The following is a 26,575-nucleotide window of genomic DNA, read 5'->3' as shown; positions in this document are numbered from 1 at the left end:
GCGCAGCCCAAGGCATGTCGAGGTTCAGGTCAGGCCGAATGCCCTCAGAAGGACCAGCTGCGCGCCTTGGCAATGATGAAGTCGCGGAACACGTGCAGCTTGGCCTGGTTCTTCATCGCGTCGGGATAGGCGAAATAGGTGTCGAAGGACGGCACCTCGGTTTCCGGCAGCAACTGCACCAGGCCGGAGTCCTTGCTGATCACGTAGTCCGGCAACATGGCAATGCCGGCGCCGCCCTGCACGGCGCGCTTGATCGACAATATGTCGTTGATCTGCAGCGACGGCACGCGCTGGCCGCCCTCGAAATCACCGACTGTCTCCAGCCAGTTCAACTCCGACAGATGCGACGGAACCGGCAGGCCGAAGGTGACGATGCGATGGTTTCTGAGTTCGGCGACCGAGGCCGGCTTGCCATGCTTGGCGACATAGGATGGCGCCGCGTACAAGTGGAAATGCACGGTGAACAGGCGGCGCTGGATCAGGTCCGGCTGCTGCGGCTGGCGCAGCCGGATGGCGCAGTCGGCCTGGCGCATGGTGAGGTCGAGTTCCTCGTTGGCCAGGATCAGCTGCAGGCTGATTTCGGGATAGAGCTCGATGAACTCCTGCACCCGCTCGGTCAGCCAGCCCGCGCCAAGGCCGACGGTCGTCGTCACGCGGAGCACGCCGGAAGGCCGATCCTTGGTCTCGGTCAGGCGCGACTTGATGGTCTCAAGCTTCATCAGCACGTCATGCGCCGTGCGGAACAGCATCTCGCCCTGCTCGGTCAGCACCAGGCCGCGCGCATGGCGATTGAACAGCGGCACGCCGACATCATGCTCGAGCGCACTGACCTGCCTCGATATCGCCGATTGCGACAGGTGCAATGTCTCGGCCGCGTGCGTAAACGACCCCGCTTCCGCCGCAGCGTGAAACACGCGTAGCTTGTCCCAGTCCAACGCCATGATTCCCCTCGTTCTGTTTGGCGTCTGAATGAAAAATCAGGCTTTTACACGGCGTCTCTAAGCCGTTTTTTTAACAGTCCGACAGCCGCTCTTATTCCGCTGCTTCGCGATGCACCTCGATGCCGGCCAGATACTTTTCCGCCTCGAGCGCGGCCATGCAGCCAAGTCCCGCCGCCGTCACCGCCTGGCGATAGACATCGTCGGTCACGTCGCCGGCGGCGAACACGCCGGGCACGTCGGTGCGGGTCGAATCCGGTGCCGTCCAGAGGTAGCCGTTCGGCTTCTGCTTGAGCTTGCCGACGAACAGTTCGACGGCCGGTGCGTGGCCGATCGCCACGAACACGCCATCCACCTTGAGGTGGCTTTCGGCGCCGGTCACCGCATGCTTGAGCTTCAGTCCCTCGACCGAAGGCGGCAGCGGCGCCTTGCCGGGGCGGCCGGTGATCTCGTCGACGATCGTGTCCCAGATGACGCGGACATTCTCCTTCTGCAACAGCCGCTCGCGCAGGATGCGCTCGGCGCGGAAGTCGCTGCGCCGATGGATGACCGTCACGCTCTTGGCGAGATTCGACAGATAGAGCGCTTCCTCCACCGCCGAATTGCCGCCACCGACCACAGCGACATCCTTGCCGCGATAGAAGAAGCCATCGCAGGTGGCACAGGCCGAGACGCCGAAGCCCATGAAATCCTGCTCGGTCGGAATGCCCAGCCACTTGGCCTGCGCGCCGGTGGCGATGATCAGCGCGTCGGCGGTGTAGGTCGTGCCGGAATCGCCCTTGGCGCGGAACGGCCGCACGTTGAGGTCGACCTCGGTGATGATGTCGTTGATGATGTCGGTGCCGACATGCTCGGCCTGCTTGAGCATCTGTTCCATCAGCCACGGGCCCTGGATCGGGTCGGCGAAACCGGGATAGTTCTCGACATCGGTGGTGATCATCAGCTGGCCGCCCTGCTGCAGGCCGGCGACGAGCATCGGCTTCAGCATGGCGCGCGCGGCGTAGACAGCCGCGGTATAGCCGGCAGGGCCGGAACCGATGATGAGAACAGGCGCGTGCTTGGTGGTCATTTAAAGCCTCAGCGGGGCGGACAATCGGGGGTGCCTTGGAGAAAGACGTGAAATTCGCGCTTAATGTAAGGGTTGCCAACCACGCCAGCAAGACGAACGGGCCGTCGTCCCCGGAAAGGTTCGGCCCACGCGGTTATTCGCACGATCGCCGCTTTCGTTACGCTTCAAAAATCGCGTTGATGAGGGCTGGCGCCATCACAAAAGTCGTTTAATTACAAAATCGCGAAAGATTCTTGCGCCGAGCAGAGACAACCATGCCCCTGAAAGCCGACCTCGACGCCATCGACTGGAAGATCCTGCGCGAATTGCAGGCCGACGGACGCATGACCAATGTCGAGTTGTCGAACCGCGTTGGCATTTCCGCCCCGCCCTGCCTGCGCCGGGTCAAGCGGCTGGAGGAAGCTGGCATCATCCGCGGCTACCGCGCGCTGCTCAACGCCCCGGCGCTCGGCCTCGACGTCGTCGCCTTCTGCCTAGTCGGACTGCATCATCAGGCCGATGCCGAACTGCGCACCTTCGCCGAGCGCACGCGCGGCTGGCCGATCGTGCGCGATGCCTGGATGGTTTCGGGCGAATCCGATTTCCTGCTGCACTGCGTGGCAAGCGACCTCGGTGCCTTCCAGACGTTCGTCATCGAGGAACTGACCTCGACGCCGAATGTCGACACGGTGCGCACCGCGCTCACCATCCGCCGTGTCAAGGATGAAGGCCTGGTCTCCTTCGAGCGCCCCTGAACCGGCTAACCGCCTTCGCGCCCGCGAATTCCTGGTCTCCGCCACACCGGTGCCGCGTTGGTATTCGACAGAGGCTGATGTACAAGGCTGGACGGCTCCGCCGGACTTCGCCGCCGAACTGACCGCCTGATTGGTTTCTCAAGCAATTGCTGGAAAAATGTGTAACGGTTTTCCGCCCGGGATTGCGTAAGAACAGATGGCACAAGCAGCGTTTGCTCCGGGGACGGCCCGCCATGGGAAGGGGACCATGACTCGATTTGCAAGCCCGGTCTCGGCGCTTATCATTTGCGTGGACGAAGCCGACATGATCGGCCCGTGTCTGGAAAGCATCGATTTCTGCGCCGAGATCATCGTCGTCGATTCCGGCTCGACCGACGGCACTGTCGAATGCGTGAAAGGCTATATCGCCAAGGGCTACCCGATAAAGCTGCTGCACAATGACTGGCCGGGCTTTCCCCGTCAGCGGCAATTCTCGCTCGACCATGCTACGCAGCCCTGGTGTCTTTCGATCGACCCGGACGAGCGCGTCGATGACCAGCTGCGACAGTCGATCGTGGCCATCACGCAGGCGGCCGACAACAAGGTCAGCGGCTGGTACATCCGCCGCCGCGATTGGCTGAAGGGCTACGGCTATGCGCACCGCTGGGTACTGCACAACAGGCTGATGCGGCTTTTCCGCCGGGAAGGCGCCACCATGGATCTCACCGCGCGGGTGCATGAAGCCTTCCACGTGCCGGGCGAGACCGGCACGATCGAAAAGGGTGTCCTGCTGCATCGCCGCGAAATATCGGTCGAGGAGGATCTCGCCCGGGCCAACGCCTATTCCGGCCTCAAGGCCGTCACGCTGGTCGAGAAGGGCAAGAAGCCCGGCCTGGTGCGGCTGGTGCTGTCGCCGTTCGGCAACTTCCTGAAATTCTACCTGGCCAAGCGCTACTTCCTGTGCGGTCGGCACGGTTTCGTCTACTCGATGTCGGTGATGATCTATTCCTTCGCCACCGAAGCCAAGCTTTACGAAGCCTCGGAACGCAACGATCCTGTATGAACTGCCTGTCCTGGATCAGGACCTGTTGTCCCGGCCGAGCATTTCGATGGCTGCGAGCAGGCCACCGAGGTCGCTGCCGTCGCGCAGGGGCCTGATGGCGAAACCGGCCTGAGCCGCCGCCTCGCCGTCGACCAGCCAGCCTTGCGACAGGCCAGCACGCTTTCCCGCCTGCATGTCGGCCAGCTTGTCGCCGACGATCAGCGAGCGCCCAAGGTCAATGCCGAGGCGCTTGGCAGCCTCGACCAGCATGCCCGGATTGGGCTTGCGCATCGTATGATCCGATATGCCCAGTGGCCCGACACCCGCCTCGTGGTAGGCGCAGGCAAGCACCATGTCGACGAACACGCCTCGGTCGTGCAGCAGATCGAGGACGCGGCCGTTCACCGCGGCAAAGACGCTCCAGCCGAAATAGCCGCGCGCTATGCCGGACTGGTTGGTGACCACGACAACTGGAATCCCGGCCTCGTTCGCGGCTGCGATCGCCGGCAGCATCTGCGGCCTGAGCTCGATCTCGGCCGGATCGCTGGGATAGTCGGTATCGAAATTGATGGTGCCATCGCGGTCGAGGAACAGCGCCGGCACGTTCCGCGGAAAAACCCGGTCGCCGATCCGCTCGATCCACACACCCGGCTCGACCAGCGGGTGCGATACCCCGTCAGCCATTGTGCAGGCGCGTTTCGACCACCTCGCACAGATGGTGGTAAAGGCACAGATGCCCCTGCTGGATGATCGGCGTCGAGGTCGAGGGCACGTTGAGCAGTATATCGCACAGCGGTTTGAGCTTGCCGCCGGTGTCGCCGGTCAGGCCGATCACCGTCATGTCCATCATCCGCGCCTGTTCGGCGGCGGCGAGAATGCTCGGAGAATTGCCGCTGGTCGAGATCGCCAGAAGCACGCCACCGGCCGAGCCATGCGCCTCGACCTGGCGCGAAAACACCGTGTCGAAGCCGTAATCATTGCCCCATGCGGTCAGCACCGCCGCGTTGGCCGGCAGTGCTATGACATTGTAGGCCTTGCGCTCCTTCAGGAAACGGCCGACGAGTTCGCCGGCTATGTGGATGGCATCGCTGGCCGACCCGCCATTGCCGGCGATCAGGAAGGCCTTGCCCGACGAAAGCGCCGTCACCACGGCGCTCGCCGCGCGTTCCATCTCGCCTGTCAGGTCACGCTCGACCATCGCCGTGATCGCGGCCGCCGAGCGGACCAGATAGTCATTCAGTTCAGACATGAAACCCTCAGTTGGTGCTGCCGCCCGCGCGCAGTTTTCCGATGGTGCCGGTCGTGCTCTTGCCGGCGACGAGATCGACCAGCACGACGCGTCCGCCGGCCTTCTGCACCACATCGGCGCCCACCACCGTCTCGATCGTGTAGTCCGCGCCCTTGACCAGTATGTCGGGCAGAAGCGCCTCGATCAGCGCCAGCGGCGTATCCTCCTCGAACACCACGACAGCATCGACCGAAGCCAGGGCCGCGAGCACGCAGGCGCGGTCATGCTGGTCGTTGACCGGACGGCCCGGCCCCTTCAGCCGCCGCACCGAGGCATCGCTGTTCAAGCCAAGCACCAGCCGGTCGCACTGGCTGCGCGCCGCGTGCAAGAGGCTGACATGGCCGGCATGCAGGATGTCGAAACAGCCATTGGTGAAGCCGACGCTCAGGCCCTCTTCCTTCCAGGCCGCCACCATGCGCGCGGCCGACGCGGCATCGAGGATGGCGTCCTTGTGGGCGGTCGGTCCATGCGAGCGCAACAGCGCGCCGGTGAGCTCCTCGACCGTCAGCCGCGCGGTGCCGCGTTTTCCCACAACAACCCCGCCGGCGGCATTGGCGATCGAGGCCGCCGCGACGGGATCGGCACCCGAAGCGAGCGCCAGCGCGAACGTTGCAATGACCGTATCGCCCGCGCCCGAGACGTCGAACACTTCGCGCGCCTGGGTGGCGATGTGGCTGGCCTCATCCGGGCCGACGACGCTCATGCCTTTTTCGCTGCGTGTGGCGACGACAAAGTCGAAGCCGTGCGCCGAGATCAGCTCACGGGCCGCCGCGACGATCTCGTCATCGGCGAACACCGGATGGCCGACGGCCTCGCCAAGCTCCTTGCGATTGGGGGTGATGGCGGTCGCGCCCGCATAGCGCGCATAGTCCCTGCCCTTCGGGTCGACCAGTACCGGTTTGCCCGCCTCGCGGCAGATGGCGATCAGTTCGGCGGCGACGCCATCAAGCAGGATGCCCTTGCCGTAATCGGACAGGATGACGATGTCGGCCGCCGCGAGCGCGGCGCGAAAATGCCGGATCAAACCGGCCCGCTCCGTTTCGCCGAGCGGCTTGATCTCTTCTTCGTCGAAACGCAGCACCTGCTGGTTGAGTGCGCTGAAACGGCTTTTCGACGAGGTCATGCGGCCACCCTGCTGCGCCAGGCCCGCCGTGTCGGCGCCAAGCTCGCCAAGCATCCGCAACAGGCTGTCGCCGGCCGTGTCGGTGCCCATCACCGAAACCGGAATGGCGCGCGCGCCGAGCGAGATGATGTTGGCCACGACATTGCCGGCGCCGCCCATCGCCGAGGTCTCGCCGCGCCCGTGCAGCACCGGGATCGGCGCTTCCGGAGAAATGCGCTCGATGACGCCGTTGACGAAGCGGTCGAGGATGATGTCGCCGACCACCAGCACGGCGACGTCGCCAAAGCGCGCAATGGCGCGGTGCAGGGGTTCGGGTGAAGGCGGATTGTGCTTGATCATGTCACTGGCAACGCGCTGGGAAAACCGTCTCTGGAATATAGGGGGCGGCTGGCGGCCGTTCATGCCTGCCGATATACCGCAATTCGAGCCGGCGCAACGGCGATGCCCGTCAGCTCTTCTGCAGGGCGACGTGGACGCCGAGCCCGACCAGCACCGCACCACCGGCCCGCTGCATCAGGCGCTGCGCCCGGCTCGAACGCCGCAGCCGGCCGATCACGAGGCCGGCCAGGAACACGCAGACAATGTCGGCCGACGAGAACATCAGGTTGACGATAGTACCCAGTATGACGAATTGCAGCCAGACCGGGAAGGCCGACGAGGCGTCGATGAACTGCGGCAGGAACGCCATGAAGAAGATCGCGGTCTTCGGATTGAGCACCTCGACGGTGATGCTTTCGAAAAAAGCCCGGCGCGCCGATTTGCGCTCGATGGCGGGCAGTGCCACGTCGCCCTCGACGCGCTTGCGGAATAGCGAGACACCGAGCCAGATCAGATAGAGCGCGCCGACGAGCTTGACCGCCATGTAGAGCGGCGGCACGGCGTGGAACAGCACCGACAGGCCGGCGGCGGCGGCAAAGACATGCACGTAGCCGCCAAGATGAATGCCGAGTGCGGCCGTCAGGCCTGACCAGCGCCCACGCGCCATCGTCTGCGCCGCGGCATAAAGCATGGCCGGACCTGGGATATAGGCGAAGATCGCCGTCGTGGCGAAAAATGCGATGAGCAATTCGGTCGACGGCATTTTTGTCCCTTGTGATCTTGACCTGCCCCCGTTGCAGACCGTTCAGTCAGCCCGTGGGATGGCTTTGGATCGGCCTGCGCGAACAGCCGCAATGAAAGCCGACATGACTTTTTTGTGGAATGACGGACTGAAGGCGCCGATGCGCGCACCCGGTTCGAAATAGGCCGACGATTCCAGGATATCGTGGTTGTACTCGTCGACTATGACCCAAAGGGGGATAGGGTCAAGGCCGGCACGGTGGCGTTCAATTTCCGGAACCCCAACGGCTGAGCGATCACGGCCCGGCTGCGCGGAGCCTTCCCCGGGAGAACGGCGACGAATGCGACAGGCCTCGTCTTGCGGCCTTCGGTCTCGCCATCTCCGTGTTGGCGATGCCATAGATATGGATATCGCCACACATCCGCGGCAACAGGTTTAATCACGGTCCAGTTCCGCGGCGTACTCTTCGAGTATCTCGACATGTTCGGATGGTGCATCCTCCGACGCATAAGCGCGCCGGCTGTCGTTGGCGAATCGAGCTTCGTAAGCCTCGATGCTCATCAGGACGTATCTCGGCTTGTTGTGACGAGTGATGGAGACGGGCTGCTGGCTGGCGGCCGCAAGCACGTCGCCGAGATTCTGTTTCAGATCGGTCGATGGATAGTGTTTCATTGGACACTCCGCTTTGCCCATAATAGACAAAATGGACAAAACAGACAACCACCTGCTTTGTCGACAGCCCGGCTGGCCTCCCTTATAAGGACCGGAATCGCAAGCAACCAGAGGCCTTCATGATCATCGTCACGGGCGGCGCCGGCATGATCGGCTCCAACATCGTCGCCGCGCTCAACGCCGAGGGCCATGACGACATCCTCGTCGTCGACGATCTCACCGACGGCCACAAGATCGCCAACCTCGCCGATCTCAGCATAGCCGACTACCTCGACAAGGATGACTTCCTGCCACGCCTGGAGTCCGGCGGGCTCGGCCGCATCGAGGCCGTCTTCCATCAGGGTGCCTGTTCGACCACCACGGAGTGGAACGGCAAATTCATGATGGAGGTGAACTACGCCTACTCGAAGCGGCTGCTGCATCAGTGTCTCGCGCTGCGCGTGCCCTTCCTCTACGCCTCTTCCGCGTCCGTCTACGGTGGCGGGTCCGAGTTTCGCGAGGAAGCCGAGCTTGAGCGGCCGCTCAATGTCTATGCCTATTCCAAGAAACTGTTCGACGACTATGTCAGGCGCACCGTCTTCGACACGGATCATTCGCCTGTGGCCGGCTTGCGCTACTTCAACGTCTACGGACCGCGCGAGGCGCACAAGGGCGCGATGGCATCGGTTGCCTTCCATCTGTTCAACCAGGTCGAGCAAGGCCAGAACCCGAAACTGTTCGGCGCCTATGATGGCTTCGGACCCGGCGAGCAAAGCCGCGACTTCATCCATGTCGGCGATGTCGCGGACGTGAATCTGTGGCTTTGGAACCGCGGTTCGAGTGGCATTTTCAATTGCGGAACCGGCCGAGCCCAGCCTTTCCGTGCCATCGCGGAGACGGTCATCGACACGCTGGGCAACGGCGAGATCGAGTTCATCCCCTTCCCCGACCACCTCAAGGGCAGCTACCAGAGCTTTACGCAAGCTGATATGTCCCGTTTGCGCGCGGCCGGTTATAATGGCCAGTTCCGGACAGTGGAAACCGGTGTCAGAGACTATGTCGAATGGCTGAAAGCCCAACGATCCTCGTGATCGGCCCACGCTGGGTTGGCGACATGGTGATGGCGCAGTGCCTGTTCTCGGCGCTGAAGGAACTCCATCCCAACGCCGCGATCGACGTGCTGGCGCCGGCCTGGGCCGCGCCGCTGGTCAAGCGCATGCCTGAGATCCGCCAGCAGATCGACTTTCCGCTGAAGCCCGGCGCGCTCGAATTCACCCATCGCCGCCGCTTCGGCCGCCTGCTGCGCGGCCGCTACGACATGGCCTATGTCCTGCCCGGCAGCTGGAAGTCGGCGCTGATCCCATTCTTTGCCCGCATCCCGCGCCGTTTCGGCCATCTGCGCGAAATGCGCTACGGCCTTTTGACCGACGTCGTGCCGCTGCCGGAGGCCCTGAAACGGCGCACCGCGCAGGCCTATTTCAGCCTCGCCAGGGGCGGCAGTTTTCGCGCGCCTCATCTGACAGTGGATGCGGGCAACCAGGCCACTTTGCTCCACCGTTTCGGGCTGACCCGACAGGGATTTGTGGCCCTGATGCCTGGCGCCGAATTCGGCCCGGCCAAGCGTTGGCCGAGCGAAAGCTATGCCGGCCTGGCCCGCGAGTTCATGGGCAAGGGCTTGAAGGTCGCCCTGTTCGGCTCGAAGAACGACCGCGCCGTCACGGCGGAGATCGCGGCTCTGGCTCCCGGCGCCGTCGACCTCGCCGGCCAGACGCGGCTGGAGGACGCCATCGACCTGATCGCGGCGGCAAGGCTCGCCGTCTCCAACGACAGCGGGCTGATGCATGTCGCGGCGGGCGTCGGCACGCCGATCGTCGCCGTCTACGGCTCGACCTCGCCCGACAATACGCCACCGCTGGCGGAACGCCGCGAACTGGTCTGGCTTCACCTCTCCTGTTCGCCCTGCCACCAGAAGGTCTGTCCGCTCGGTCATCTCAACTGCCTGAAGACATTGGGAGTCGGCCAGGTCGCTGCGGCGGCGGACCGGCTGCTGGAACTTCCGACAGCGGCATGAAGGTCCTGATCGTCAAGACATCGTCAATGGGCGATGTCATCCACACCTTTCCGGCCGTCGAGGATGCCAGCCTGAACCGGCCGGACGTGTCCTTCGACTGGTGCGTCGAGGAGGCGTTCGCCGGCATCGTGGCGCTGCACCCGGCGATCGCGCGGATTCACACGGTCGCCATCCGGCGCTGGCGCAAGGCGCTGTTCAGTGGCGGCACCTGGCGCGAGGCAGCCGCGTTGCGCCGCACGTTGCGCGAATGCCGCTACGATCTGGTCATCGACGCGCAGGGCCTGCTGAAATCGGCCCTGGTGGCACGGCAGGCCGGCGCGCCGATCGCCGGCTTCGACCGTTCGAGCGCGCGCGAACCCTCGGCGACGCTGTTTTATGACGTCACCTACGCCGTGCCGCGCGAGCTGCACGCCATCGAGCGGACAAGGCGGCTGTTTGGGCTGGCGCTCGGCTATCAGCCCGATCTGTCGACGCTCGACTCCGGCATCGTGCCACCACTCGGCACTCTACCCGGCACCATCGGAAAAACCGCCTTCCTGCTGCACGGCACCAGCCGCGAGGACAAGAAATGGCCCGTCGAGGACTGGATCGGAACGGCCCGCCTGCTGGTCGAGCGCGGCATGATTCCGGTCACCACCTGGTCGAACGAACGTGAGAAGTCCGTGGCTGAAGCGATCGCCAGGGCCGTGCCGTCCACCGTCGTGGTGCCGAAATCGCCGCTGGCCGACATCGCCGGCATCCTCGGCCACTCGACGCTGGTCATCGGCGCCGACACCGGCCTGACCCACCTGGCCAGCGCCTTCGGCCTGCCGACGGTTGCCGTTTTTTTGGCGACGGAACCGGGTTTGACGGGTCCACGTGGGCCCTGTGCGTCGACGCTGCTGGCCGCTGCAGGAGGGCGTGTGACGCCGGCGGAAGTGGTGGCTGAGGCGGACAGGCTACTGGAGCTTGGCCAGGCCACCAGTAGAGGTTGATTTACTCAATCAATTCAATCGCAAAGGTGAGCGCCGCCCCTCATCCGCCTGCCGGCACCTTGTCCCCGTATAGTGACGGGGAGAAGGGAACTGCGCGTTGCGTCAGCGTCCTCTTGCACCGCTAAGGTTTGGCGAAACCATCCGTGACATCGTCTTTCTCCCCGTCACTATACGGGGAGAAATGCCTGGCAGGGCAATGAGGGGCAGCGCAACTTCGCTTGAATAGGCGCCTGCCCCCAATTCCTTAGATGAACTGCACCTGGACGATCTCATAGCCCCTGGCACCGCCAGGCGCATTGACCTCGATGGCGTCGCCGACTTCCTTGCCGATCAGCGCACGCGCGATCGGCGAGGAGATCGAGATACGGCCGGACTTCACGTCGGCTTCCTGGTCGCCGACGATCTGGTAGGTCTTCTTTTCCTCGGTGTCCTCGTCGACCAGCACCACCGTGGCGCCGAACTTGACCTTGTCGCCGCTGAGCTTGGTGACGTCGATGACTTCGGCGCGCGCGATCAGGTCCTCGAGTTCGTTGACGCGGCCCTCATTGAGGCTCTGCGCCTCTTTCGCGGCATGATATTCGGCATTTTCGGACAGGTCGCCGTGCGAGCGCGCTTCCGAGATCGCCTCGATGATGCGCGGCCGCTCTTCCTGCTGGCGCCAACGCAGTTCTTCCTTCAATGACGCGAACCCCTCGCCTGTCATCGGGACCTTGTTCATGATGCCTGACCTTTCCTGCCGCCACCCCCGCGTTTCGGGGAAAGCCTTGTCGATGGGTACAAAAAGAAAACGGTCCGGCAGCCTCGGGCTAACGGAACCGTTTCACCACAATTTCCCCCAATATAGCAATGTCAGCGGGTTTTTCACGCCCAAAAATCGGTTTTGCAAAAATCATCCCCGCTTTCACCAAGAGGAGGCAGACAATGGGGCTGGAGGCAAACAAAAAACGGCCGCGATCGCTCGCGGCCGCTTCGACAAGCCCTGGGAGCCTGATCAGCTCCGCATGAAATGCTCGATCTGCTCGGACAGCATGCCGTATTCGCGCGATCCCTTGCCGGTGCGCTTCTCGATTTCCATCAGCTGCTGCTGTGCGCCGGCGAGATCGCCGATCTGCAGGTGCGCCTCGCCGAGATATTCACGCACCAGCGTGTAGTTCGGGTCGATGCGCAACGCTTCCTCGTAATAGCCGAGGCCCACGGTGACACGTCCGGAATGGCGGTGCGAATAGCCGAGATAGTTGAGAATGCGCGGATCCTGCTTGTTGGCGGCAAGGGTGAGCACCGAGATCGCCTCGTCATAGCGCCCGGCCATCGCCAGCGCATGGCCTGCATCATAGATGCTGTCGTCGTCCAGCATGCCTTCCTGGGGGGCGACGCATTTTTTCTTCTTCTTGTCCCACACCTCTCCCTTCTTGCACTGGGTGACGGTCTGGTCGCTGCCACCACTGCTACTGCCCGCCGCGAACACCGGGACAGCGAAGAACTGCAGCGCGACAAGGGCAGTCGCGGCCTGGATCAGCATTCTTTTGTGCATCGAAGCCTCCTTGAGGGGTGAGAATGTAACACTAACGCCAAGCGCCCCGCGTTTCATCCCGGAAAAAAATTCGAGTGGAGAACATCAGGTGACGGATGCCGCAAATCCGTTATCATCCGGCAAACGACTGACGGAGATGGCCCGTGCAGCGGCGGCTTGAAAAGGACTGGGAACTCTCGATCGGCCCCGATACCGTGCGCCTGTTCATCCTCAAGGCCAAGGCGCTGAGTGCCGCGGTCAACGAGGATTATGTCGATGGCGCCGAACACGAGATCGAGTTCGATGGCGACACGCGCGACAACCATCATCATGACGGCCTTGCCGAGGAAAGTTCGGAAAACCTGACCGAGGAGGAGTTGCGCGAACTGATCAACGACCTCAACGTCGACGAAGCCGCCGAGCTGATTGCACTGGCCTGGGTCGGGCGCGGCGACTACGACGCCTCGGAATGGTCCGACGCGGTGACCGCGGCGCGCGAACGCGCCAACAGGCGCACGGCAAAATACCTGCTTGGCATGCCGCTGCTCGCCGATTGGCTGGAGGAAGGCCTCGAAGCGATCGGTGCGTAACGGCGTGGTTACCGTTCGTGATGGGCTGAAGGCAACCTCCGGGCGCGCGCGCCGTTGACGGCGATGGGGTCGTCTGTCTTTTCCCGAATATACAGGATCGCACTGGCTACGGCCGTCACCGCCTTGCTCGTGATGCCTGCCGATGCCAAACATCGTCACAAGCATCACAGGCCGCTGACACCGAGGGTGGAGCAGCCGTTAACACCGCGGGTCGACCAGCCGTTGAAGCCGCGTGGCCGCCATAAGGCGAAATTGCGAGTGGAGCAGCAGTCCACGCCGAAACCGGCTCCGCAGAAAAAGCAAAATCCCCCGCCGCGAAATTCCCTGCCATCGTCTCTGACGCCGCCGCCTCCAACATCATCCCCAATGCTACCATCGCCTGCCAATGCGCCGGTGCCTGAACCACGTCCCGCCGCCGCTCCAAAGACGGAAGAGCAGAAGACCGACCCTCCCAAGACAGACGGCCCCAAGGCAGACGGCCCCAAGGCGGACGGCCCCAAGACAGGCACAACGTCCGACCAGTTCAATGAAGAAGAATCACGTCGGAAGAAGCAGGCGCGGCCCGAACCTTCAGCCCGGGAGCCATCAGCCGAAACGGAAAGCGAGCCGGAGCCGCCACCCGAGGTGCCGATCCCGACACACAGGCCCGACAACACCGCTGAACCTCAGGCTGAGCCGCCTGATGTAGCGCCGCAACCGCCTGAAAAACCGGCTGAAACCGGCGACAGGAAGATGCTTCCCGACCCGCGCTCGGCCGATCGGCCCGGCGAAGAGATGCCTGCCGAGGAAGTCGCTTGCCGCGAGCGGCTGAAGGCGCTTGGCGTCGAATTCGAGGAGCACAAGGCTGAAAGCGATCCCGAGATCGGTTGCTCGATCCCCTATCCGATCGTCATCAAGACACTCAACAAGTCGGTCGCCATCGGTCCCGGCACCGAGTTGAATTGCTCGATGGCCGAGGCGGCCGCCCGCTTCACCGCCGATGTTGTTCAGCCGGCAGCCAAGGCGGAGTTCGGCACGGAGGTGAAGTCGATCAGCCAGGCCTCGGCCTTCGTCTGCCGGCCGCGCCACGGCACCCGGAAACTGTCGGAGCATGCCTTCGGCAACGCGCTCGACATCGCCGGCTTTACCTTGTCGGACGGCAGGAAAATCGACATCAGCCCGTCACCGCCGGAGAAGGACGCCAAATTCCTCAACGCCGTGCGCAAGGCCGCCTGCGGTCCGTTCAAGACGGTGCTCGGGCCGGGCGCCGATGCCGATCACGCCTTGCACTTCCATCTCGATCTCGAGCCACGCAGGCACGGCGGCACGTTCTGCCAATAGGCGCATCAGCAGCCCGCCGCAATTCAGCCTCAGGAATGAACGCGGGCGCTGAGTTTTCCTTTACCCTTGATCGTTAAAATGCCGGATATCCACTATTGGGATTCCGCCAATGACCGGCAAAACTCGCGCCGTGTTTCTCGCCACTGCGCGTCACTCGAAACCTGCAATGCTACTGGCCGCCGGCCTCACGCTTGCGGCCGTTTCGGCCTGCAACACCGGTAGTGTGCTGTCATTGCAGCCGGCGGTCGATGTCGGCGCGCAAACGTCGGCGGTACCGCAATATACGGGCATGCAACGGCTTGTCCCCTCCAACCCCTACATGACCCAGGCCGCCTATCCGCGCATGGATGAGCCGATGTCGCCGGTCGAGCAGATACCGGCCAGCGAAACCGATTGCCGCCAGCAGCTCAAGCGCCTCGACGTCGCCTATACCGACCTGGCGCCGATCCACGAAGGCCAGTGCGGCATCGACTATCCCGTAAAAGTCACGGCTATCGGCAGCATCCAGATGAAACCCGCCGCGACGCTGACCTGCGACATGGCCGCTACCTTCGCCGCCTGGACGAAGAACGAACTCGTTCCCTCCGCCCGCTGGCGTTATTTCTCCGGCGTCAGGACCATCCACCAGGGCTCCAGCTATTCCTGCCGCAACATCGCCGGCGAAGGCGTGCTGTCCGAGCACGGCAAGGGCAACGCGCTCGACGTCATGAGCATCGAGCTCAACAATGGCGACGACATCGACGTGCGCAAGCCCGGCCTCTTCGCCTTCCGCACCCGCGGCTTCCTCAACAATGTACGCGCCGACGGCTGCCAGTATTTCACCACGGTGCTCGGCCCCGGCTACAATTACGATCACCGCAACCATTTCCACTTCGACATCAAGAACCGCAAGAACGGCTATCGCGCCTGCCGCTAGCACAGCAATCAAAGACGACGGAGTTTGGCCGGAACCCTCACTTCGTCATCAACTCTGAGAAATGGCGGCGTCCCTTAGTCTAGCATTTAGGGTAACGACGATCTTTCGCATGACGGCAGCGATTGCCAGCATTGGCTTCTTGCCGTTGGTGACGAGGCGTTTGTAGAAGGTGGCGAACTCGCCCTTTCCAGCTGCGGCGCGCAGGGCGGGCATAAACAGCGCGGTTCTGACATCAGGGCGTCCGCCGCGGATTTTGCGGTAGCCTTGCTTTTGTCCGCTGTCGTTTGGGTGTGGTGCAAGGCCAGCAAGGGCTGCAGCTTTACGGCGTGTCATGGAGCCGAGTTCGGGCAGGATAGCCAAGAGCTTGGCCGCCACGATCGGGCCGAGACTGTCCATGGCTGTGCAGATGGCGGCTCGATGCTTGAGGGCGCTGCTGTTGGCGATCAGTTCGCGGATCTCGACATCGATGATTTGGAGCTGGCGCTCGACGACTTTGACCACGGCCTCGAAAGAGGTCGCGAGCTTGCGGCCGCCAGGTGCCTTGGCACGATTCTTCTCTGCGATTTTGATGGCAATGAGTTCCTGGCGGCGGCGAACCAGGGCGCGCAAGCGGGTCTCGTCGGGGTCCGGAGCTTGCCAAAGGGACAGTTTTGCCCAGCGTTCACGGCCGTAGGCTCTCAACATCGCGGCATCGATGGCATCGCTCTTGCCGTGCGTGCCGAAGGAGCGGATGTAGCTCTTGACCTTGAGCGTGTCGGCGCGATGGCAGGCAATGCCGGTGCGCAGGCACTCTTCGAGCAGCAGGCTTTCATGGCCGCCTGTCGGCTCGCACACGACAAGGTCGATGTGTTTGTAGCTCTTCAGGAAAGCACGGACAGCTCTGCGCTGATTGAGGATGGTGCTGGTGGTCGTCCCGTCGGCGACGGTGACGGTGTCCTTGGCGATGTCGAAGCCGAGGCATATTTGCGGTTGTTGGTGCAAGAAGGCCATGCTGGTGGTATCCTTGTCGGGCTTCGGATTGTTTGCGGGCGTGGCGCACAGCCATGGACAGTCTCGGCCCGATCGTGGCGGCCAAGCTCTTGGCTATCCTGCCCGAACTCGGCTCCATGACACGCCGTAAAGCTGCAGCCCTTGCTGGCCTTGCACCACACCCAAACGACAGCGGACAAAAGCAAGGCTACCGCAAAATCCGCGGCGGACGCCCTGATGTCAGAACCGCGCTGTTTATGCCCGCCCTGCGCGCCGCAGCTGGAAAGGGCGAGTTCGCCACCTTCTACAAACGCCTCGTCACCAACGGCAAAAAGCCAATGCTGGCAATCGCTGCCGTCATGCGAAAGATCGTCGTTACCCTAAATGCTAGACTAAGGGACGCCGCCATTTCTCAGAGTTGATGACGAACGCATGGTGGCCGCAACACGAGACAATGAGTAGATGAGCCAGCGGAGTATTCGGCGACGCATAGCAATCTGGGTGGCGGCCTTTTTGGCCGCCTGGCTCGCGCTTGCCTATTTCGCTGCGCCGGAGTTCTGGACGTTCCGGGAGCGCGGCTTTCGCGACCAGCGCTTCGAGATGGTGACGCACACGCAGCAAGGCATTCCCGGCGACCCGATCAATGTCGGCCTTGTCGGCACCGAGAAGGAGGTGGTTCATGCCCTCGCCGTCGCCGGTTGGGACACCGCCGATGCCGTCACCCTGAGAACCGCCATCGATATCGGCGAAAGCGTCCTGTTTTCGCGTCCCTATCCCGATGCGCCGATGAGCCGCCTGCTGTTCGAAGGCCGCGCCCAGGACCTCGCTTTCGAAAAGCCGGCCGGCGACAGTGCGGACCGACGCCACCACGTCCGTTTCTGGCAGACAGAAACGGTCGGCGACGACGGCCGTCCGCTCTGGTTGGGAGCCGCCAGCTTCGATCGCGGCGTCGGTCTCAGCCACGACACTGGCGCGATCACCCATCACATCAGTCCCGACATCGATGCCGAGCGCGACTTCCTGATCGGCGACCTGAACGCGGCAGGCCTGCTGGCATCGACCAGCGATATGGCGGGCATCGGCGCCACCAGGACCGGCCGCAACGGCGGCGGCGACCCCTATTTCACCGACGGCAAGGCAATCATCGGCGTGCTGAAGGACCTGAAGTGAATGGAATGGGCCTTGCGACACGGCCGCGATCGCAAACAGTCGAAAGAGCCAGCGTCTGCGCGCCGCATGGTCGTGTCGCCTTATCAGCCAGCACTGTCATTTTCCAAAAATGCTGGCGGACTATTTTCGAAGGCCGCGCCGCAATGCTATTGAGCCCTCATGCTATACGTTGAAATTGCTATCGTGGTCGTCCTCATCTGTGTGAACGGCCTTTTGTCGATGTCCGAGCTCGCCATCGTTTCATCGCGCCCGGCACGGCTCAAGGCGATGATCGACCGCGGCGTCAACGGCGCCGGGCGGGCGCTGGACCTTGGCTCTAACCCCGGCAAGTTCCTGTCCTCGGTGCAGATCGGCATCACGCTGGTCGGCGTGCTTTCCGGCGCCTTCTCCGGCGCCACGCTCGGCGACCGTTTGTCCGTCTTCCTGGCCTCGGCGGGCATGCGCGAAAGCGTCGCCGATCCGCTCGGCGTCGGCATCGTCGTTGCCATCATCACCTATTTCTCGCTGATCGTCGGCGAACTGGTGCCCAAGCAGATCGCGCTGCGCGACCCGGAGCGGGTTGCCGCCCGCGCGGCACCGGCCATGACCATCCTTGCCACCATCTCGGCACCGCTGGTCTTCCTGCTTGACATTTCCGGCCGCGCCATATTGTGGCTGCTTGGCCAGCGCGGCGAAAGCGAGGAAAAGGTCACCGACGAGGAGATCAAGATGCTGGTCGCCGAAGCCGAGCATCACGGCACCATCGAATCCGACGAACGGCGCATGATCGCCGGTGTCATGCGGCTTGGCGACCGTGCGGTGCGCGCGGTCATGACGCCGCGCACCGAGGTCGACTGGATCAATCTGCAGTCCGACGACACGACGATCCGCAAGCTGCTGGTGGAAACCCAGCATTCGCGCCTGCCGGCGGGCGATGGCGGCGTCGATGTGATGGTCGGCGTCGTCCAGACGCGCGACGTGCTGGCCGCGATCCTTGCCGGCCGTACGCTCGACCCGCGCAAGCATGTGCGCGCCGCCCCCATCGTCTACGACCAGGCCGACGCGCTGGACGTGCTGCATAAACTCAAGGAATCCGATGTGCCGATGGCGCTGGTGCATGACGAGTACGGCCATTTCGAAGGCATCGTCACGCCCGCCGATATTCTCGAAGCCATCACCGGCGTGTTCCGTGCCGACCTCGATGCCGGCGACGAGGAAAACGCCGTCAAGCGCGAGGACGGCTCATGGCTGCTCGCCGGCTATATGCAGGCCGACGAGATGGCCGAGCTTCTGGGCTTCGACCTTCCCGAAAACCGCGACTACGAGACCGTCGCCGGTTATGTGCTGTCGCACATGCATCATCTGCCGGCGACCGGCGAATGCGTCGACGCCCAAGGCTGGCGCTTCGAGGTGGTCGACCTCGACGGCCGCCGCATCGACAAGCTCATCGCCACCCGCCTGCCCGGCACCCACCGCGAGGCGGTGCGGTGACGATCACGAGTATGCATTCGGCTTGATCAAACCGCGGCTTCGATCGGCTCGGCCAGCCTGGGGTTCGAGCGCGCGGCGATCAGGCAGCTTGCCACGATGAGGCCGGCTCCGGCCAGCGTGGTCCAGGTCACCGCCTCGTCGAAGAAGAACCACCCAAGCGCGATCGCCCAGATGAAGGCTGAATATTCGGTCGGGATCAGATATTGCGCCTCGGCACGCGCATAGGCCCAGCTCATCAGGAACTGGCCGGCGAGCGACAGTGCCGTCACCCCGGCGAGCGGAAGCCAGAGATTGCCGGGCAGCGCAATGGCGAGCCAGGGTGCTGCAAGACCAAGGGTGACCGCAACGCCAAGGTTCTGGAACAGCATGATCTCGACCGGCTTGGCCAACTGCGCCTGTTGCCGGGCAAGGATCAGATTGTAGGCATAGAACACCGTCGACGCGAGCACCGCAGCGGTGCCGAGCAGCGCATCCCCGGCATAGGTTTTCTGCCCGAACTGGCCGGCCACGATGATCACGACACCCGCAATGCCGGCAAGCGAGGCCCAGATCGCCTTGCGCTGTATCCTTTCGCCCAAAAGCAGTGCGGCCAGCAGCAGCGCGAACAGCGGCGCCACGAAACTGAGCCCGATCGCCTCCGCCAGCGGCAGCCTCGCGAGCCCCCAGAAGAAGCACAGCAGGACAAAGCTGACGACCACCGCACGCAGCGCATGCAGCCTCAGCACCGAGGGAGTTGGAAGCGAGCGCGGCCCCGCCAGCCAGCCCGCGCCGGCGACCAAGGTCGCCAGCATGCTACGCCACAGCACTGTGTTGTAGACCCCGACCGCGATGACCAGCACCTTCATCGCCGCGTCCATGCCGGACAGGAGAAAGATGCCAAGCGCGCAGACGAGCACCGGGATCATGGGGGAAGCGGTGCCGGCCAGGTTGGGTGATTTCACGCGGGTTTACTCAAGGTGATGGATGCAAGCTGACATATCAGGGCAAACTGGCAGGGCCAGATGGCAGCCTCGCCCATGTGGCGGTCCAACGCTGTCGGTCCTTGGCGCGACCGGGGATTTGAACTTTTTTGCCATTCCTGTCGATTTCGCCATCCCCCGTTCGTCGTATCATCGAACCAACCCCACGAAGGAGAAAGACTATGCGGTTCATGATGCTGATGATCCCCGGCGGCTACGCGGAGGCGGCGCCCGATGTCAGGCCTGGCGCCGAGGCGGTGGAAGGGATGATGCGATACAACGAGGAGCTCAAGAAGGCCGGCGTGCTGCTAGCGCTCGACGGACTGCATCCGCCGTCCGAGGGAGCGCGGGTCAGCTTCAAGGGCGGAAAGCCTGTTGTCACCGATGGCCCCTTCGCGGAGGTCAAGGAAGTGCTGGGCGGCTATTGGGTGATCGACGTGCGCTCGCGTGAAGAGGCCATAGAATGGGCCCGCCGCTGCCCCGCCGGCGCGAATGACCTGATCGAGGTTCGACGCGTCTTCGAGATGAGCGATTTCCCCGAGGACGTCCAGAAGGTAGCTGAAGGTTTTGGCGAGCTGAAGAGTTGACGCCCAACAGCACCATTGAAGCGGTCTGGCGGATCGAGCAGCCGAAGCTCACCGCCAGGCTTGCCCGCTATCTGAGGGATATCGGACTGGCCGAGGAGATCGCGGGGGATGCCTTTCTGCTGGCGTTGGAGCGCTGGCCCCGGGACGGCATTCCACGCAACCCGGCCGCCTGGTTGACCAAAGTCGCTGGGAATCGGGCGCTCGACCGGCTGCGCCGCACCACCATGATCGACGGCAAACATCGTGAACTCGCCATCAACCTCGCTCAACTGGAGCGCGAGATGCCCGACATCGAGGCAGCGCTCGACGAGGATATCGATGATGACCTTTTGCGGCTGATCTTCACCGCTTGCCATCCCCTGTTGCCGGCCGAGCAGCGCGCCTCACTCGCTCTGCGGCTGCTGGGCGGGTTGTCGACGCCGGAGATCGCCCGCGCTTTCCTGGTGCCCGAAGCCACAATCGCCCAGCGCATCGTGCGCGCCAAGCGGACGCTTCGTGATGCCGCCATCCCGTTCGAGACGCCGCGCGGCGATGAGCGTCGTGAACGCCTCGCCGCCGTGCTGGAGGTGGTCTATCTCACCTTCAACGAGGGCTATGTGGCGACCGCCGGGCCGGCCTGGCTGCGCGCCGATCTCTGCGGCGAAGCCCAGCGACTCGGCCGTTCGCTGGCGGCACTGATGCCTGATGAGCCTGAGGTGCAGGGGCTGGTGTCGCTGATGGACCTCAATGCCTCGCGCTTCCCCGCCCGCACCGGCAAGGCGGGCGAGCCGATCCTGCTGCTCGACCAGGACCGTACCCGATGGAACTGGTCGCTCATCCAACGCGGCCTCGACGGCCTGAACCGCGCCATGACCCTGACGACCACGCCCGGCCCTTATCTCCTGCAGGCGATGATCGCCGCCTGCCATAGCCGCGCGGCAACCGCCGCCGACACCGACTGGATTGCAATATCAGCCTATTATCAGGCCCTGGCCTTGGCGGCCCCTTCGCCCATCGTCGAAATCAACCGCGCGGTGGCCGTCGGCATGGCGTTCGGACCCGCGCAGGGCCTCGCTATCGTCGAGGCGCTGAAGGACGAGCCGCGATTGAAGGACTCGCATCTCCTGCCGACGGTGCGCGGCGATCTCCTGGAGAAACTGGGATATCAGGCGGAAGCCCGCGCCGCGTTCCGCCAGGCCGCGGAATTGACCGGCAACGACAGGGAACGCGCGCTGCTGCTTACCCGCGCGGGCGACTAGCCCAAATGCCCGCACTCTGCCGGCGCGGTGGCGAGTTTGATCTCAATGGGCGTCCGGCGGCGGCGCCTTCGGCGCGACATTGCGCAGGAACGGAACCAGCGCTGTCGCGATGACGAAGGCGACCATGATCACCAGGAACGCATCCGCGTAAGCCATGGTCGATGCCTCGCGGTAGGCCAGCGCCCAGAGTTGCTTCAGCGAGGCGGTGTGACCATCGGCGACCGCGCCGGGCAATTGGCCATAGCGCAGCGCGACATTGTCGACGAGCCGCATCGCGGCCTCGTTCTGTGGCGTCAGATGCGAGGCGATCGTCAGGAAGTGGAAGTTGGTGCGGTCGTTCAGGATCGCGCCGCAAATGGCGATACCGACGGCGCCGCCGAGATTGCGCATCGTGTTGAACAGGCCGCTGGCATATTTCAGCCGTTCGGGCGGCAGGCTGCCGAGGCCGAGATTGACGCTCGGCGCCACCGCGAAGACCTGCGGGAAGCCGCGGAACAGTTGCGGGATCAGCAGTTCGGCCGCACCCCACTGGCTGGTGATGGCGCTGAAGCTCCACATCGACGCGCCGAAAGAGGCAAGCCCGAACATCATCAGCCAGCGCGTGTCGAAACGCTTGGCGAGAAAGATGTAGACCGGAACGCCGACCATCGAGGCGACGCCGGTGGAAAACACCGCCACCCCGGTCTGGAACGCGTCGTAGCCGCGGACATAGCCGAGGAACAGCGGCGTCAGGTAGATCGTGGCGAAGATGCCGATGCCGGTGACGAACGAGAGAAAACAGCCAATGGCGAAATTGCGGTTGCCGAAGGCGCGAAAATCCACCACCGGCTGGGAGTAGGTCAGGCTGCGGATGATGAACAGAACCATGGTAGCGCTGGCGACGATGGCGCCGTTGCGGATCGTCGCATCGTCGAACCAGTTCCAGCGCGTGCCCTCCTCCAGAACGTATTCCGCCGTGCCGAGACTGACGGCCATCAGAACCATGCCGATATAGTCGGCGCCCTTCAGCAGCGACGGGTCGGCCTTGTCGATCTTGACCAGCCACGCGACGAGCACTGTGATGATGGTGCCGGGAATCACGTTGACATAGAACAGCCAGTGCCAGCTCAGCGTGTCGGTGATCCAGCCGCCGATGACGGGCCCGAGCGTTGGTGCGATCGAAGCGATGCTGCCGACCACCGCGGCCGCGTAGACCCGCCTCGGACCCTGGAAATAGTGGAACGACGAGGTGAAGACCGTCGGGATCATCGACGCGCCGAGCAGCCCTTGCAGCGCGCGGAACACGATCATGCTTTCGATGCTCCAGGCGAAGCCGCACAGCATGCTGGCGAGCGTGAAGCCGGCCGCCGAGATAGTGAACAGCCAGCGTGTCGAGAACACCCGGGTGAGCCAGCCCGACAGCGGGATGACGATGATTTCCGCCACCAGATAGGAGGTCTGCACCCAGCCGATCTGGTCCTGCGCCGCCGACAGGCCGCCGCCTATGTCCTGCAGCGAGGACGCGACGATTTGGATGTCGAGCAGCGCGATGAACATCCCCACGCACATCACCATGAACGGCAGGATGCTGGCGATGAAGGATTGTGGTTCGGCGCGCTCGGCCATGGCGTCCTCAGCGCGAGCCGGTATCGACCGTCACGACGGTGGACAGGCCCGGCCGCAACTCCACCTTGTGCGCCTGATCCGGGTCGATGGTGATCCGGACGGGAACGCGCTGGACGATCTTGGTGAAATTGCCGGTCGCGTTCTGCGCCGGGATGACGCTGAAGATCGCCCCGGTCGCCGGTCCCAGGCTGCTGACATGGCCCTTGAGAGGCGCGTCGGGGGCAATGTCGGTATAGACCGTCGCCGCCTGGCCGTCTGCCATGCGGCGCAGCTGGTCTTCCTTGAAATTGGCATCGACCCACAGACCCGTCTGCGGGACGATCGTCAGGAGATAGCTGCCCGGCGAGACATAGGTGCCGACCTGCGCCAGCCGGTTGCCGACGAGGCCGTCGATGGGCGAGCGGATCTGCGTGAAGCCGAGATCGAGCTCAGCCGTATCGAGATCGGCCGTGGCGGCCGCCACGGCGGCGGTCGCCTCCGTAATCTGCGTGTTGAGCACATTGAGCTGTTGCTTGGCGGCTGCAAGCCCGGCGCGCGAGGCGGCGACGGAAGCCTTGGCCTGGCCGTCGGCGGCGAGACTCCTCTGCGCATCCTGTTGCGAGCCGGTCTTGGTGCTGGCCAGCACCGCATAGCGTTGAGCGTCCTGTGTGGTGAACGTGGCGGCGGCACTCTTGGCTTCGAGATCGGCCTGCGCTTGTTCGATCAGCGAATTCTGCAGCGAGACCTGGGCACGGAGATTGTCGAGCGCCGACTGCTGCTGCTGGACGGATGCCTGCGCACGCTCCACCGCCGCCTTGAAAGGCCGGTCGTCGATGCGGATGATGAGCTGGCCAGCGGCGACATGCTGGTTGTCCTCGACGAGGATCTGATCGATGTGCCCGGCGACCCGTGGCGCCAGCGGCGTGACGTTGCCGCCGACATAGGCATCGTCGGTCGACATGAGGAAACGGCCGGCCAGCCACCACTGAAAGCCATACCAGCCGGCGACGCCGATCGCGATCGCGGCGCCCAGCATGACGAACGGCTTGCGCCGGTTCTTGGCGGGCGCGGGAAGCTGGACGGCCGACGGCTGCGCCGGCTGCAACTCGGCGGCTGAGAGAACCTTGTTCATTTGCTCCGCGCCTCTTCGCGGCTTGGATCGAAATTGTCGATGAGCGGCAGGCCGGAGGCCTCGCTGCTGAAGCGGTAGCGCCGCCGCATGCGATCGGTGGCCTTGGGTGCCGTCGCCATGGTGAAGCCCTCGCCGTCGAGTTCCTTGCCGCTCTCGCGGTCGACCAGCACGGGTTCGGCCCAGCGCCCGTCGGCCTTGTCCACCACCACCAGGCTCGGGCCTTCGGGGGCGAGGTGCTTGTTGCCCCAGGCCAGCAGGGAGAGCAGCACCGGACGGAAATCACGCGCCTTGGCGGTCAGCACATACTCATGGCGAAGCGGCCGCTCGCAGTAGGCGCGCTTTTCGAACAGCCCACGCTCGACAAGGCTGTTCAGACGGCGCGTCAGAATGTTGGGCGCGATCTCCAGGCTCTTTTGAAACTGATCGAAGCGCGTCAGCCCCTGGAACGCGTCCCTGAGCAACAGGATGCTCCACCACTCGCCAACCTCGTCGAGGCTGCGCGCTATGGGGCACGGGCGTGTTTCGAAGCTTGTTCTTGCAACCATTGCCGGAGTCTCTTTCAATATGAAAGTGACTATTAGCCAGTTTAGTTGCATTATGCAAGTCACTCAGCCGTGATCGGAAACAAGGATGCCGTTCTTCGTTGGAGATCGTGGACGGAGCTCGATCCGACCCATTGTGTGAAACAGGTGTTAACGGTCGCCCGTCAAGGCACCAGCACCACCTTCCCTGTCGCGCGGCGTTCCTCCAGCAATCGGTGCGCCTCCCCGGCCCGGTCGAGTGGGAAGCGGCCGCCGATCGCGACCCGCAGCCGCCCGCTCGCCGCCAGCTGGAACAGCTCGGACAGGCCGGCTCGCAGCACATCCGCCGGCAATAGCGGCAGCAGCGCGAAACCCCTGAGCGACTGGTTGCGGCCGATCATGACTTCCAGATCGGACGCCGCGAGCCCGTAGCGGCCGAGCGCCGCGAACACCAGTTCTCCGCCCGCAGCCAACGCCTGCAAAGATGCCGCCGTCAGCGCGCCGCCGACGGTGTCGTAGATGATGTCGACGCCGTCGCCGCCCGTAAGGTCGCGGACACGGGCCGGCCAATCCGGCTGGCTGTAGTCGACCACGCTATCGGCGCCGAGCGACAAGGCAAAATCCAACTTTGCCCTGTCGCTGGCGGCCGCGATCACCTGGCTTGCCCCCTTTTGTCCGGCAAGCTGGACAAGCAGCGATCCGACGCCGCCCGACGCGGCCGGCACCAGCACGGACTTGGCCCCCGGCGGGCTTTGGCGCAGCAGGTGCAGGGCCGTCAGCCCCTGCACCATGAGGGCTGTCGCCTCTTCGAACGGGACGGCATCCGGCAGCGGCACAACGAGATCGGCCGGCATCGTCACCTGCTCGGCATAGCCGCCATGCGGACGCTGCGAGACGAACAGCGGCACCGCCACGCGGCGTCCGAGCAGCCCCTCATCCACCTCTTGGCCAATCGCCTCGACCACCCCCGCCACTTCCACGCCGGGAAACATCGGCAGTTGCGGCGTTACGGCGTAGCGGTCCGCGCGCATCAGCACCTCGAAGAAGTTTATGCCCGCCGCCTTCACCCGGACCAGCACCTCGCCAGCCTGCGGCACCGGCGCGGGCAGCTCGGCGACCTCCAGCACCTCGGGACCGCCGAAACGGCTGAATTGAACGGCTTTCATGGCAAACTCCAATCGCACTGGCATCGGCGATGGTTTGCCACTATCTGCGAGGCCGCGACTACACACTCATTAGTCCGCTGCTGACCAGGAGGTGACCATGGCCGGTTCAGCCAGGAAGACGCCGATCAAGAGACTGCCGATGCTGCCGGCCGAACGGGCGCTGAAGGTGATCGCCGGGCGCTGGAAGGCGGTCATCCTCTACCATCTCTTCGATGGCCCCCGGCGGCTGTCGGCGTTGAAGGCGATGATGCCTGGCATCACCCAGAAAGTGCTGATCCAGCAGCTGCGCGAAATGGAGGAGCACGGTCTCGTCAGCCGCGCGATCTTCGCCGAGGTACCCGCCCGCGTCGAATATTCGGCGACCAGCCTCGGCCTCAGCCTCGAGCCGATCCTGCTGGCGCTCTGTCAGTGGGGCCAGCACCACGCCGACGAGCTGAACGAGAAGCATCGCCTTGCCGACTGCATCATCCGGCCAAGGCGGGCGCAGCACGCACACATGGCCTGAATCGGATTG

The 26,575-nt window shown here is 64.0% G+C and carries 29 protein-coding genes; 14 read left to right on the top strand and 15 right to left on the bottom strand.

The genetic code is table 11. From position 1 onward, the window contains the following. Nucleotides 1-44: 44 nt before the first annotated feature. Complete coding sequence (locus EB230_RS11980) at nucleotides 45-941, bottom strand: LysR family transcriptional regulator (protein WP_027044146.1); 897 nt, start codon at nucleotides 939-941, stop codon at nucleotides 45-47. 91 nt (nucleotides 942-1,032) lie between these two features. Beyond that, the gene (gene trxB, locus EB230_RS11975; RefSeq protein WP_056578751.1) at nucleotides 1,033-2,007 is read right to left on the bottom strand and encodes a thioredoxin-disulfide reductase; all 975 of its coding nucleotides are present in this window, start codon (nucleotides 2,005-2,007) and stop codon (nucleotides 1,033-1,035) included. Between the two features lie 254 nt (nucleotides 2,008-2,261). Between trxB and EB230_RS11970 the strand changes: the two genes are divergently transcribed. Together EB230_RS11970 and EB230_RS11965 are read left to right on the top strand one after the other, a co-directional pair. After that, nucleotides 2,262-2,741 carry an Lrp/AsnC family transcriptional regulator gene (locus EB230_RS11970; RefSeq protein ID WP_019860544.1) on the top strand — a complete coding sequence of 160 codons (480 nt, stop codon included), beginning with the start codon at nucleotides 2,262-2,264 and terminating at the stop codon, nucleotides 2,739-2,741. A 247-nt stretch (nucleotides 2,742-2,988) separates the two neighbouring features. Further along, complete coding sequence (locus EB230_RS11965) at nucleotides 2,989-3,783, top strand: glycosyltransferase family 2 protein (protein WP_056578754.1); 795 nt, start codon at nucleotides 2,989-2,991, stop codon at nucleotides 3,781-3,783. 15 nt (nucleotides 3,784-3,798) lie between these two features. Here the strand turns inward: EB230_RS11965 and gmhB are convergent, their stop codons facing one another. The 5 genes from gmhB to EB230_RS11940 all read right to left on the bottom strand — a co-directional run bounded on the left by gmhB (nucleotide 3,799) and on the right by EB230_RS11940 (nucleotide 7,905). Then, nucleotides 3,799-4,446, bottom strand: coding sequence for a D-glycero-beta-D-manno-heptose 1,7-bisphosphate 7-phosphatase (gmhB, locus tag EB230_RS11960; protein ID WP_172372406.1), 648 nt, complete (start codon nucleotides 4,444-4,446; stop codon nucleotides 3,799-3,801). Beyond that, nucleotides 4,439-5,011 carry an SIS domain-containing protein gene (locus EB230_RS11955; protein WP_056578759.1) on the bottom strand — a complete coding sequence of 191 codons (573 nt, stop codon included), beginning with the start codon at nucleotides 5,009-5,011 and terminating at the stop codon, nucleotides 4,439-4,441. Before EB230_RS11955 ends, gmhB begins: the two co-directional genes overlap by 8 nt. A 7-nt stretch (nucleotides 5,012-5,018) precedes the next feature. Further along, nucleotides 5,019-6,512: a D-glycero-beta-D-manno-heptose-7-phosphate kinase gene (rfaE1, locus tag EB230_RS11950; RefSeq protein ID WP_056578762.1), complete on the bottom strand. Its 1,494-nt coding sequence runs from the start codon at nucleotides 6,510-6,512 to the stop codon at nucleotides 5,019-5,021. A gap of 109 nt (nucleotides 6,513-6,621) precedes the next feature. Beyond that, entirely contained in the window at nucleotides 6,622-7,254 is a 633-nt protein-coding gene (locus EB230_RS11945) for a LysE family translocator (protein ID WP_056578764.1), read from the bottom strand. A 414-nt stretch (nucleotides 7,255-7,668) separates the two neighbouring features. Then, nucleotides 7,669-7,905 (bottom strand): type II toxin-antitoxin system Phd/YefM family antitoxin, encoded by a 237-nt coding sequence (locus EB230_RS11940; protein ID WP_056578769.1) that lies wholly within the window; start codon nucleotides 7,903-7,905, stop codon nucleotides 7,669-7,671. A 119-nt stretch (nucleotides 7,906-8,024) separates the two neighbouring features. Here EB230_RS11940 and rfaD point away from each other — a divergent pair, with 119 nt between their 5' ends. Genes rfaD through waaC form a run of 3 tightly spaced genes read left to right on the top strand, consistent with a single transcriptional unit; the run spans nucleotide 8,025 to nucleotide 10,929 of the window. Further along, the gene (gene rfaD / locus EB230_RS11935; RefSeq protein ID WP_056579011.1) at nucleotides 8,025-8,975 is read left to right on the top strand and encodes an ADP-glyceromanno-heptose 6-epimerase; all 951 of its coding nucleotides are present in this window, start codon (nucleotides 8,025-8,027) and stop codon (nucleotides 8,973-8,975) included. Further along, nucleotides 8,948-9,955 carry a lipopolysaccharide heptosyltransferase II gene (gene waaF / locus EB230_RS11930; protein WP_172372401.1) on the top strand — a complete coding sequence of 336 codons (1,008 nt, stop codon included), beginning with the start codon at nucleotides 8,948-8,950 and terminating at the stop codon, nucleotides 9,953-9,955. Before rfaD ends, waaF begins: the two co-directional genes overlap by 28 nt. After that, nucleotides 9,952-10,929, top strand: coding sequence for a lipopolysaccharide heptosyltransferase I (waaC, locus tag EB230_RS11925; RefSeq protein ID WP_172372399.1), 978 nt, complete (start codon nucleotides 9,952-9,954; stop codon nucleotides 10,927-10,929). Before waaF ends, waaC begins: the two co-directional genes overlap by 4 nt. A 244-nt stretch (nucleotides 10,930-11,173) precedes the next feature. Here waaC and greA read toward each other — a convergent pair whose 3' ends face one another. Beyond that, nucleotides 11,174-11,647, bottom strand: a complete 474-nt coding sequence (greA, locus tag EB230_RS11920; protein ID WP_008877613.1) for a transcription elongation factor GreA — start codon at nucleotides 11,645-11,647, stop codon at nucleotides 11,174-11,176. Nucleotides 11,648-11,920: 273 nt separating this feature from the next. Next, nucleotides 11,921-12,460 (bottom strand): tetratricopeptide repeat protein, encoded by a 540-nt coding sequence (locus EB230_RS11915; protein WP_056578777.1) that lies wholly within the window; start codon nucleotides 12,458-12,460, stop codon nucleotides 11,921-11,923. A 143-nt stretch (nucleotides 12,461-12,603) separates the two neighbouring features. Between EB230_RS11915 and EB230_RS11910 the strand changes: the two genes are divergently transcribed. The 3 genes from EB230_RS11910 to EB230_RS11900 all read left to right on the top strand — a co-directional run bounded on the left by EB230_RS11910 (nucleotide 12,604) and on the right by EB230_RS11900 (nucleotide 15,265). Beyond that, nucleotides 12,604-13,029, top strand: coding sequence for a DUF3775 domain-containing protein (locus EB230_RS11910; protein ID WP_056578781.1), 426 nt, complete (start codon nucleotides 12,604-12,606; stop codon nucleotides 13,027-13,029). Between the two features lie 732 nt (nucleotides 13,030-13,761). Further along, nucleotides 13,762-14,349: an extensin family protein gene (locus EB230_RS32570; RefSeq protein ID WP_246738935.1), complete on the top strand. Its 588-nt coding sequence runs from the start codon at nucleotides 13,762-13,764 to the stop codon at nucleotides 14,347-14,349. A gap of 109 nt (nucleotides 14,350-14,458) precedes the next feature. After that, nucleotides 14,459-15,265, top strand: a complete 807-nt coding sequence (locus tag EB230_RS11900) for an extensin family protein (protein WP_172372397.1) — start codon at nucleotides 14,459-14,461, stop codon at nucleotides 15,263-15,265. 48 nt (nucleotides 15,266-15,313) lie between these two features. Here the strand turns inward: EB230_RS11900 and EB230_RS11895 are convergent, their stop codons facing one another. Next, nucleotides 15,314-16,255 carry an IS110 family transposase gene (locus tag EB230_RS11895; protein WP_172372395.1) on the bottom strand — a complete coding sequence of 314 codons (942 nt, stop codon included), beginning with the start codon at nucleotides 16,253-16,255 and terminating at the stop codon, nucleotides 15,314-15,316. Between the two features lie 53 nt (nucleotides 16,256-16,308). Here EB230_RS11895 and EB230_RS11890 point away from each other — a divergent pair, with 53 nt between their 5' ends. The 3 genes from EB230_RS11890 (at nucleotide 16,309) to EB230_RS11880 (ending at nucleotide 18,874) form a co-directional block, all read left to right on the top strand. Beyond that, on the top strand, nucleotides 16,309-16,656 hold the full coding sequence (locus tag EB230_RS11890) for a transposase (protein WP_172372393.1): 348 nt from the start codon (nucleotides 16,309-16,311) through the stop codon (nucleotides 16,654-16,656). 40 nt (nucleotides 16,657-16,696) lie between these two features. After that, complete coding sequence (locus EB230_RS11885; protein ID WP_172372391.1) at nucleotides 16,697-17,404, top strand: LssY C-terminal domain-containing protein; 708 nt, start codon at nucleotides 16,697-16,699, stop codon at nucleotides 17,402-17,404. Nucleotides 17,405-17,563: 159 nt separating this feature from the next. Beyond that, on the top strand, nucleotides 17,564-18,874 hold the full coding sequence (locus EB230_RS11880; protein ID WP_172372389.1) for a hemolysin family protein: 1,311 nt from the start codon (nucleotides 17,564-17,566) through the stop codon (nucleotides 18,872-18,874). A gap of 26 nt (nucleotides 18,875-18,900) precedes the next feature. Here EB230_RS11880 and EB230_RS11875 read toward each other — a convergent pair whose 3' ends face one another. Continuing rightward, on the bottom strand, nucleotides 18,901-19,779 hold the full coding sequence (locus tag EB230_RS11875; RefSeq protein ID WP_172375043.1) for a DMT family transporter: 879 nt from the start codon (nucleotides 19,777-19,779) through the stop codon (nucleotides 18,901-18,903). Nucleotides 19,780-20,015: 236 nt separating this feature from the next. On the opposite strand from EB230_RS11875, the gene EB230_RS11870 reads away from it, so the two are divergent. Continuing rightward, nucleotides 20,016-20,420, top strand: coding sequence for a YciI family protein (locus tag EB230_RS11870; RefSeq protein WP_056578799.1), 405 nt, complete (start codon nucleotides 20,016-20,018; stop codon nucleotides 20,418-20,420). Next, the gene (locus tag EB230_RS11865; RefSeq protein ID WP_172372387.1) at nucleotides 20,417-21,658 is read left to right on the top strand and encodes an RNA polymerase sigma factor; all 1,242 of its coding nucleotides are present in this window, start codon (nucleotides 20,417-20,419) and stop codon (nucleotides 21,656-21,658) included. Before EB230_RS11870 ends, EB230_RS11865 begins: the two co-directional genes overlap by 4 nt. A gap of 42 nt (nucleotides 21,659-21,700) precedes the next feature. Here EB230_RS11865 and EB230_RS11860 read toward each other — a convergent pair whose 3' ends face one another. The 4 genes from EB230_RS11860 to EB230_RS11845 all read right to left on the bottom strand — a co-directional run bounded on the left by EB230_RS11860 (nucleotide 21,701) and on the right by EB230_RS11845 (nucleotide 26,061). Further along, nucleotides 21,701-23,263, bottom strand: coding sequence for a DHA2 family efflux MFS transporter permease subunit (locus tag EB230_RS11860; RefSeq protein ID WP_056578805.1), 1,563 nt, complete (start codon nucleotides 23,261-23,263; stop codon nucleotides 21,701-21,703). A gap of 7 nt (nucleotides 23,264-23,270) precedes the next feature. After that, on the bottom strand, nucleotides 23,271-24,374 hold the full coding sequence (locus EB230_RS11855) for an HlyD family secretion protein (protein ID WP_065005657.1): 1,104 nt from the start codon (nucleotides 24,372-24,374) through the stop codon (nucleotides 23,271-23,273). Next, nucleotides 24,371-24,919, bottom strand: coding sequence for a helix-turn-helix domain-containing protein (locus tag EB230_RS11850; RefSeq protein ID WP_056578809.1), 549 nt, complete (start codon nucleotides 24,917-24,919; stop codon nucleotides 24,371-24,373). The genes EB230_RS11855 and EB230_RS11850 overlap by 4 nt, the downstream gene beginning before the upstream one ends. Before the next feature lie 161 nt (nucleotides 24,920-25,080). Beyond that, nucleotides 25,081-26,061 (bottom strand): zinc-binding dehydrogenase, encoded by a 981-nt coding sequence (locus EB230_RS11845; RefSeq protein ID WP_056578812.1) that lies wholly within the window; start codon nucleotides 26,059-26,061, stop codon nucleotides 25,081-25,083. 97 nt (nucleotides 26,062-26,158) lie between these two features. Here EB230_RS11845 and EB230_RS11840 point away from each other — a divergent pair, with 97 nt between their 5' ends. Continuing rightward, the gene (locus tag EB230_RS11840; RefSeq protein ID WP_056578815.1) at nucleotides 26,159-26,566 is read left to right on the top strand and encodes a helix-turn-helix domain-containing protein; all 408 of its coding nucleotides are present in this window, start codon (nucleotides 26,159-26,161) and stop codon (nucleotides 26,564-26,566) included. The last annotated feature ends 9 nt before the right edge of the window (nucleotides 26,567-26,575 follow it).

Source organism: Mesorhizobium sp. NZP2234, assembly GCF_013170765.1.
GTDB classification, from domain to species: domain Bacteria; phylum Pseudomonadota; class Alphaproteobacteria; order Rhizobiales; family Rhizobiaceae; genus Mesorhizobium; species Mesorhizobium loti_D.
This window is presented reverse-complemented; position numbering and strand designations above follow the sequence as displayed.